This is a genomic window from Vibrio sp. YT-18 (assembly GCF_033337345.1).
Lineage (GTDB): Bacteria > Pseudomonadota > Gammaproteobacteria > Enterobacterales > Vibrionaceae > Vibrio > Vibrio alginolyticus.
Map to the genome: position 1 here is coordinate 1 of NZ_JAWOQO010000037.1, position 9,165 is coordinate 9,165.

General features: G+C 44.0%; 4 protein-coding genes and 1 riboswitch. Of the genes, 2 read left to right on the forward strand and 2 right to left on the reverse strand.

The features are described from left to right. Positions 1 to 810 precede the first annotated feature (810 nt). Positions 811 to 2,142, reverse strand: coding sequence for a cation:proton antiporter (locus tag R7M72_RS23755; RefSeq protein WP_104979770.1), 1,332 nt, complete (start codon positions 2,140 to 2,142; stop codon positions 811 to 813). A gap of 191 nt (positions 2,143 to 2,333) precedes the next feature. Here R7M72_RS23755 and metH point away from each other — a divergent pair, with 191 nt between their 5' ends. Next, on the forward strand, positions 2,334 to 6,014 hold the full coding sequence (gene metH, locus R7M72_RS23760) for a methionine synthase (RefSeq protein WP_318056346.1): 3,681 nt from the start codon (positions 2,334 to 2,336) through the stop codon (positions 6,012 to 6,014). An 86-nt stretch (positions 6,015 to 6,100) separates the two neighbouring features. On the opposite strand, the gene lysC is transcribed toward metH, so the two are convergent. Continuing rightward, complete coding sequence (lysC, locus tag R7M72_RS23765; protein WP_053350596.1) at positions 6,101 to 7,453, reverse strand: lysine-sensitive aspartokinase 3; 1,353 nt, start codon at positions 7,451 to 7,453, stop codon at positions 6,101 to 6,103. 101 nt (positions 7,454 to 7,554) lie between these two features. Continuing rightward, positions 7,555 to 7,733, reverse strand: a riboswitch (Lysine riboswitch). Between the two features lie 220 nt (positions 7,734 to 7,953). Here lysC and R7M72_RS23770 point away from each other — a divergent pair. Further along, entirely contained in the window at positions 7,954 to 9,075 is a 1,122-nt protein-coding gene (locus R7M72_RS23770; protein WP_053350597.1) for a pyridoxal-phosphate-dependent aminotransferase family protein, read from the forward strand. The last annotated feature ends 90 nt before the right edge of the window (positions 9,076 to 9,165 follow it).

The following is a 9,165-nucleotide window of genomic DNA, read 5'->3' on the forward strand; positions in this document are numbered from 1 at the left end:
TCAGTTGGTTAGAATACCGGCCTGTCACGCCGGGGGTCGCGGGTTCGAGTCCCGTCCACTCCGCCACTTATATTAAGATTAAGCCTCAGTCGAAAGACTGAGGCTTTTTTCGTTTTAGTTCCCCGACTTACCTTAAATCCACTTTCATATTGAAACCTTGCATCTGGAGTTACACTACCCTCTTCACATGGTTTTTATACCGTTGTGAACGAGCTAGCACGTAACTCTGTGCCTTAGTCTTATTCCGATACCAAGCTCTAACCAAAGCTCCTTTTATTCGATATTAGAAAATCTAGTTATGTGACAGAGTTTAATTGTTTGAAGTGTCGCTTGTTTCTAATTTGAAAACAGGAGGACTTTGAATACAAGTTTAGTCTCACTGAGTTCAAGAGGGAGGGATTTAAACTTCCGTTAAGGCTTTGCTACCTGGGTGCCAGCTCAGTTTTATCTCGGTGAGGTTTCTAACCCGTTTGGGTTCTGAACGCAATCACCCTAAATGTCTCTTTCTCATAAAAATACAAACTCGCTCATTGCTAAGTATTGTGGAAGTTTAGCTTTGATGTTTGCGAGGAGCCTATATTGCCAAGGGAAGAGAAGTGATACAGATGAAAATGGGTAAATTAAAAGACTCGTCTATGAATACTATCTATCGGCAATAGTTAGTATCTATGAAAATGTAGCGTAGCGATTCTTCGTATATTTGATGGTATATCAAAGAATAAGGAGCCTTCGTTCTTGAAGGGAAGTCTGAAAATTAGTTATGAAAAAAGCAGCTAGGTAGCTGCTTTTTATTTATTAAGTTACGTGTCTTTAAGAGTCCACTGGCTCCGTATGCTCTGGAGTGGTTATTGCTTGGTTGTCCTCTTCCATCTTCTTCTCTTCAGCTTTTGCTTTTTCAATCATTGGGGTGATTGTTGAGCCTTGAATGAGGATAGAGAAAACAACGACGGAGTAGGTCATCACAAGAATAATCTCTTTTACATCGATTAACTTATCTTGAATCACCCAAATACCAGATGGAATGGAAAGTGCCATTGCCAATGCGAGGCCCCCGCGTAAACCGCCCCACGTCAAAATACGCACTGACCATGGATTATATTTTCTGTAACGTTTAAAGCCTATGTAAGAAAGAAATACACTTAGATAGCGAGCTGCTAGTACAAGAGGGACTGAAATAGCCATCATGATCCAGTCTTCTTTGTGGAATTCAAATAGCAGCATCGACATGCCGATCAGTAGGAATAACACGCCATTCAAGAACTCATCAACAAGCTCCCAAAAATGGTCAAGGTGATCTTCACTCTCTTTTGAAAAGCCAATAAAGCGTGTCCAGTTGCCAATCATAATACCGGATACAACCATCGCGAGTGGGCCTGATACATGGATGTATTCAGCAAATGCGTAACCTGCTGTTGGGACACCAATGGTAAGTAACAATTCCATTGAGTGATCATCGGTGGCACTGATCAAGTAGTGGAATAGCAAACCGAGGACGAAACCATATGTGATACCACCGATAGCTTCTTGGATGAAGAGTAAGGTGACACTACCTACAGTTGGTGCCTCAGTGCCAAATGCAATCGTAAATAGAGTGACGAAGATAACCAAACCGAAGCCATCATTGAAGAGCGATTCTCCTTCAATCTGAGTGGAGATACGTTTGGGAGCATCGAGTTTTTTAACAATAGCCAATACAGCGATTGGGTCAGTTGGCGATATTAGAGCACCAAATAGTAAGCAGTAGACCAAATCAAATTGGATGCCAATTAACTGACAAAACCCATACAGCGCAAATCCAATAAAGAACGTGGAAAACAGTGTGGCTCCAAGGGCTAAAACAGTGATCTCCCACTTTTGATCTTTAAGGTTCGGGAGTTTGATGCCTAGTCCACCAGCAAATAGTAAGAAGCCAAGAATGCCTTTGAGCAAGAAATCTTCGAAGTTAATCCTTGTGACCGTCTCCGTCGCAATTTCGGTGAGATGGAACCAGTTGTTTTGACCCGCAATTAAGATTAGAAGTGAAAGCACCATTGAACCTGCGGTAATCGCAATGGTGGTTTGCATCTTTCCTATCTTGCTGTTTACAAAAGCAATTAGCATCGCAGCTGCGGATAGAAAACATAAAGTATGATAGACCGACATAGAGCTCTCTATTTGTAACATTTTATGAATGGAATTCTCGGCTGATGCTGCTTAAATAGCAAACATTTTTTCGTGATTATTTTGCAAGTTAAAAAGGAGATAAAATAATCATTAATTCTACGTTTAGACGTCTAGACTCCTGAAGTTTGTGTGATAGGATGGAAAGATAACTAAAGGAATGAGGCTGTACTGTGGGAAGTAACGTAAGACAACAGATTGAAGCTCAATTGAAGCAACGTATTCTTTTGATTGATGGTGGTATGGGGACCATGATTCAGGGATACAAACTTGAAGAGCAAGACTATCGAGGAACGCGCTTTGCGGATTGGCATTGTGATCTAAAAGGTAACAACGACCTGTTGGTTCTAAGTCAGCCTCAACTTATCAAGGAAATTCACGCTGCATATTTAGAAGCGGGTGCAGATATTCTCGAAACCAACACGTTTAACGCAACAACCATTGCGATGGCTGACTACGAGATGGAAAGCCTAAGTGAAGAAATTAACTTTGCAGCTGCCAAGCTTGCACGTGAAGTTGCAGACGAATGGACCGAAAAAACACCCGATAAACCGCGTTATGTCGCAGGGGTTTTAGGGCCGACGAACCGCACTTGTTCTATCTCTCCTGATGTAAACGACCCTGGATATCGAAATGTTTCTTTCGACGAGTTAGTTGAGGCTTACTCTGAATCGACTCGAGCGCTGATTAAAGGTGGTTCTGATCTTATTCTTATCGAGACCATCTTCGATACTCTTAACGCTAAGGCTTGTTCATTTGCTGTTGAAAGTGTGTTTGAAGATATGGGTATTGAGTTACCTGTGATGATCTCGGGGACTATTACTGATGCTTCCGGTAGAACATTATCCGGTCAAACCACAGAAGCGTTTTACAACTCATTACGTCATGTTAAACCGATTTCGTTTGGTTTGAACTGTGCACTTGGCCCGGATGAACTGCGTCCTTATGTTGAAGAGCTCTCGCGTATATCAGAATCTTTTGTTTCCGCTCACCCAAATGCTGGGCTTCCGAATGCATTCGGCGAATACGATTTGTCGCCAGAAGATATGGCTAAGCATGTTAAAGAGTGGGCTCAAAGCGGCTTTTTAAACTTGATTGGTGGGTGTTGTGGTACAACTCCTGAGCACATTCGCCAAATGGCACTCGCGGTTGAAAATATCGCCCCTCGTCAATTACCTGAACTTCCCGTTGCTTGTCGCTTGTCTGGCTTAGAGCCGCTCGCCATTGATAAAGACTCTTTATTCATCAATGTCGGTGAGCGTACGAATGTAACTGGTTCTGCGCGTTTTAAGCGCTTGATTAAAGAAGAACTGTACGACGAAGCGCTCGATGTGGCTCGTCAACAAGTTGAAAATGGCGCTCAAATTATCGATATCAACATGGATGAAGGCATGTTGGATGCACAAGCTTGTATGGTTCGATTTTTAAACCTTTGTGCGTCAGAACCTGAAATATCCAAAGTACCAATCATGGTTGACTCTTCCAAGTGGGAGGTTATTGAAGCCGGTCTTAAGTGCATCCAAGGAAAAGGCATTGTTAACTCGATCTCTCTCAAAGAAGGCAAAGAGAAATTCGTTGAACAAGCTAAGTTGATCCGCCGTTACGGTGCGGCTGTGATTGTGATGGCGTTTGATGAGATTGGGCAAGCAGATACACGTGAGCGCAAAGTAGAAATTTGTACCAACGCTTACCGAATTCTTGTTGATGAAGTGGGATTTCCACCAGAAGACATCATTTTTGACCCAAACATTTTTGCCATTGCTACGGGGATCGAGGAGCATAATAACTACGCGGTGGATTTCATTGAAGCCGTTGGCGATATCAAACGTGATTTACCACATGCGATGATCTCGGGTGGTGTTTCTAACGTCTCATTCTCTTTCCGTGGCAATAACTATGTACGTGAAGCGATTCACGCGGTGTTCCTCTATCACTGTTTTAAAAATGGTATGGATATGGGGATTGTGAATGCGGGTCAGTTAGAAATCTACGATAACGTGCCTGAAAAATTGCGTGAGGCTGTGGAAGATGTCGTTCTTAACCGTCGCGATGATGCCACTGAGAGATTGTTAGATATCGCGGCGGAATATGCAGGCAAAGGGGTAGGTAAAGAGGAGGATGCCTCTGCACTTGAGTGGAGAACTTGGCCTGTTGAAAAGCGCTTAGAGCACGCGTTAGTGAAAGGAATAACTGAGTTCATCGTTGATGATACCGAAGAGGCTCGTGTCAACGCTTCAAAGCCATTAGAGGTGATTGAAGGCCCACTAATGGATGGGATGAACGTCGTCGGAGACTTGTTTGGTGAAGGTAAAATGTTCCTTCCTCAGGTCGTAAAATCTGCACGAGTGATGAAGCAAGCAGTCGCGCATCTGGAGCCCTACATCAATGCAGAAAAGCAGGTGGGACAAACAAACGGTAAGATTTTGCTAGCGACGGTCAAAGGTGATGTACATGATATCGGGAAAAATATCGTTGGCGTTGTATTGCAGTGCAATAACTACGAAATTATCGATCTTGGTGTCATGGTTCCTTGCGAAAAGATCTTAAAAGTAGCGCAAGAAGAAAACGTCGATATTATTGGTTTATCAGGGTTGATCACGCCTTCATTAGACGAAATGGTGCATGTTGCAAAAGAGATGGAGCGTCTCGACTTTAACTTACCTCTTCTCATCGGTGGCGCAACAACGTCAAAAGCCCATACAGCAGTTAAGATTGAGCAAAATTACAAGCATCCAGTGGTTTACGTGAACAACGCCTCACGTGCAGTGGGCGTATGTACTTCTCTTCTGTCAGATGAACGTCGCCCTGAATTTGTTGAAAAACTTCAAGCTGATTACGAACGAGTACGTGATCAACATAATCGAAAGAAACCGAGAACCAAACCAGTGACATTAGAAGCGGCTCGAGCGAATAAAGTTGCGATTGATTGGGAAGCTTATACTCCTCCAGTGCCTGTTAAGCCTGGCATTCATATCTTCGATGATTTTGATGTGGCTATATTACGTCAATACATCGATTGGACACCATTCTTTATGACTTGGTCACTTGTGGGTAAGTATCCAACAATTTTCCAACATGAAGAAGTTGGTGAAGAAGCAAAACGTTTATTCGAAGATGCCAACGAGTTACTTGATCGAGTTGAGCGAGAAGGCCTGTTAAAAGCGCGTGGAATGTGTGGCTTATTCCCTGCTGCGAGCGTGGGGGACGACATTGAAGTTTATGCTGATGAAACTCGTACCGACGTTGTGAAAGTATTACGTAACTTGCGACAACAGACCGAGAAACCAAAAGGATTCAACTATTGTTTATCCGACTACATCGCACCTAAAGAGTCGGGTAAACATGATTGGATAGGGGCATTTGCTGTCACTGGTGGTATTGGTGAACGAGAGCTTGCTGATGAATACAAAGCACAGGGAGATGATTACAACGCAATTATGATTCAAGCGGTGGCGGATCGCCTAGCCGAAGCGTTTGCTGAGTATTTGCATGAGCGTGTCCGTAAAGAAATTTGGGGTTATGCTGCGGATGAAGATTTATCTAACGATGATCTCATTCGTGAAAAATACCAAGGTATTCGCCCTGCACCAGGTTATCCAGCGTGCCCTGAGCATACTGAAAAAGGACCGCTTTGGGAGCTACTTAATGTGGAAGAGAATATTGGCATGACTCTAACCTCCAGCTATGCAATGTATCCGGGTGCGTCAGTATCTGGTTGGTACTTCTCTCATCCTGACTCACGTTACTTTGCGATCGCACAGATCCAAGAAGATCAGCTAGAGAGTTACGCCGATCGTAAGGGGTGGGATAGGATCGAGGCTGAAAAATGGTTAGGGCCAAACATTAATGGTTAAATTGATGTTTACCTCGTCCAAATATAACAACTAATGAAACAACAAAGGGCTGCAGATACGCAGCCCTTTGTTTTATTGAGTTGAACTTACTTCTCAAACAACTCCGTGTGGAGTTTTTGTATGGCTTGTTTCGATACCGATTCATGGAGCAAGAAGCATAAGTTGTGAGGGCTAGCGCCATAACAAATCATGCGTAGGTTAAAATCTTCTAGCGTGCCAAAAACCTGTTTCGCGTAGCCTTTACTCTCACTCATGTTGTTACCAATTAGGGCAACGAGGCATAGGTCACGTTCAACTTCTACCTTACATAACTCTTCTAACTCTTCTCGTACAGCTTGCGGCAGCTGCGGCGCGCCGCCGGATGTATCGGTTTGATCAAGTGTTAACGATACACTGATTTCAGATGTTGTGATCAAATCGACAGATATCTTATGCTTTGCAAGGATCTCAAAGACCTTTGCTAAGAAGCCGTATGCGTGGAACATATTGGCGCTGCGTAGCGTTACCATGGTTTGGTTACAACGCAAAGCTAGCGCACGGAATAACGGTGAGCTTTCGACTTGGTGGCGAATCCAAGTTCCCCCTTTTTCAGGCTCTTTCGATGACCCCACAAATACCGGAATGTCGTGGCGCAATGCAGGTACTAGCGTAGAAGGGTGAAGGATTTTAGCGCCAAAGTTAGCCATTTCTGAAGCTTCACTAAAGCTGATCTCAGGAATTGGTGAGGCTTTTGGCGCAATTCGCGGGTCTGTTGTGTAGATGCCCGGAACATCAGTCCAGATTTCTAACCCTGCCGCTTTGACGCTCTCAGCAATTAAGGCGGCGCTGTAATCGCTGCCTCCTCGACCTAGTGTTGTTGTATTACCGGCTTCGTCAGATCCTATGAAGCCTTGAGTAACAACAACGGATTGTTGGCAAAGTGGTACGAGTTTATCTTGCGCAAGCGTCGAAATTGCTTCAATGTTTGGCTCCGCGCGACCAAAGTTGTCATCAGTACGCAGCACATCGCGGATATCAAAGCGCACTGCTTGAATGCCTCGCTCACACATTAACTGAGTTAGAATGTGCGTCGACATGAGTTCACCACATGCGACTAAATGATCGGTTAACTTCGCACTAGCTTGGATAGATGCAGCCTCGGCCAGGCTGGTTACGGTATCTAATATGCCATACACCTCGGCAGCAGTTTTCGTGCTGTCTTCGAGCTGAGTTAAAATGGCGTCATGAATGTTGGCCAGATTTTGCAGTAGCTCAGTACGGTGCGTTTGATCCTGAACACCGTTGGCGAGTTCTACCAATAGGTTGGTGACGCCAGAGCAAGCGCTGCTCACGACTAGGCGAGTATTTGGATTATTTTCGATAATGGTGGCGCAACGACTCATTGCCTCAAAGTTGGCAACACTGGTTCCACCGAATTTAGCTACGTTAAATGCGCTCACTGCGTTCTCCCACGACTTCCTAAAAAATTGTACATCCAATGTTTAGTGAGAAAAGGAACAGAGCAAAAAGAGAGGTATTTAGAATGCTATTTGAAAAATTTACCCTCAGAAGCCCTTCATCAGACTGCGCTGATGACAGTTGATGGGATTCAGCCCAATTCAACCGACAAGTCAAATCCTGCAACTTTGACTTACCTCGGCACTACTCCCCCTCAATGATTGGTGTTGGAATTGCGGTTCCACAAATCATCTACCTGGGTAGCGCTCCTCTTCTACATAAAGCTCAAACATTGAACGGTTTTGAGGCCTTAATGTCAATCAATATTTCAACCTTTATGGTGTTTTTTATTAACGATTTTGTGACACTGGTTTGACCTCCATACTTACGGCTAATTGCTGATAGAGGAAAAATCTATTAGGGTGAAGAACCCTACACCTGAGCCATGTTATTGAATAGAACTTTTAGAATGCTCAGGATAAAAGATAATCAAGGAGCTGACATGTCGATCCAAAGCTTTATTCCACCTCACCGTATTTTAATGGGACCTGGTCCTTCTGATATTTATCCTCAAGTGTTACAAGCACTAAGCCGTCCGACTGTAGGTCACCTTGATCCTCTGTTTATCGGTATGATGGATGAGCTCAAGCAGCTATTGAAGTATGCCTTTCAAACTGACAATGAGTTCACTATTGCGGTTTCAGCGCCAGGTAGTGCAGGGATGGAAACCTGCTTTGTAAACTTGATCGAGAAAGGCGATAAAGTGATCGTCTGCCGTAATGGTGTATTTGGTGAACGCATGCGCGAAAATGTCGTCCGTGCTGGTGGTGAAGTTGTTATCGTCGATGATGAATGGGGGACGCCTGTTTCCATTGATAAAGTCGAGCAAGCATTCGAACAGCACCCAGATACAAAAATTCTTGCTTTTGTGCATGCGGAAACCTCAACTGGTGCAGTCAGTGATGCTCAAGCATTGGGTAAGCTGGCGAAACAGCATAATGCATTATCTATTGTTGATGCGGTGACGTCACTTGGTGGTGTGCCGTTAAAAGTGGATGAATGGCAACTGGATGCGGTTTACTCTGGCAGTCAAAAATGTTTGTCATGTGTACCTGGACTCTCACCAGTGACGTTTTCTCCTGCCGCGATTGAAAAGATTCAAGCAAGAACAACACCAGTACAGAGTTGGTTCCTCGATCAGAGTTTAGTTTTGGGGTATTGGAGTGGAAAAGGCAAGCGTAGTTACCATCATACGGCGCCAGTTAATAGCTTGTATGCGCTTCATGAAGCTTTATTGATACTGAAAAATGAAGGATTAGAAAACGCTTGGGCTCGTCACCAACTGATGCATGAAAAACTCAAAAATGGCTTACAAAAGTTAGGATTTGAATTTGTTGTGGACGAAGCCCATCGGTTGCCACAATTAAATGCGATTTACGTGCCTGAAGGAATTGATGAAGCAAAAGTTCGTGCTCACTTGCTAGAAACCTATAACCTAGAAATTGGTGCAGGCCTTGGGGCATTAGCTGGTAAAGCGTGGCGTATTGGCTTAATGGGTTACGGCGCTCGATCTGAAAACGTTGCGCTGTGCTTAAAAGCGTTAGAAGAGTCACTCACTGAATAAAATCATACAGCAATGTGACCCGTCCTGATATGGGTTGACACTTTTTAACTAAAACGCTCGATGTACTTCATCGGGCGTTTTGTATTTTAA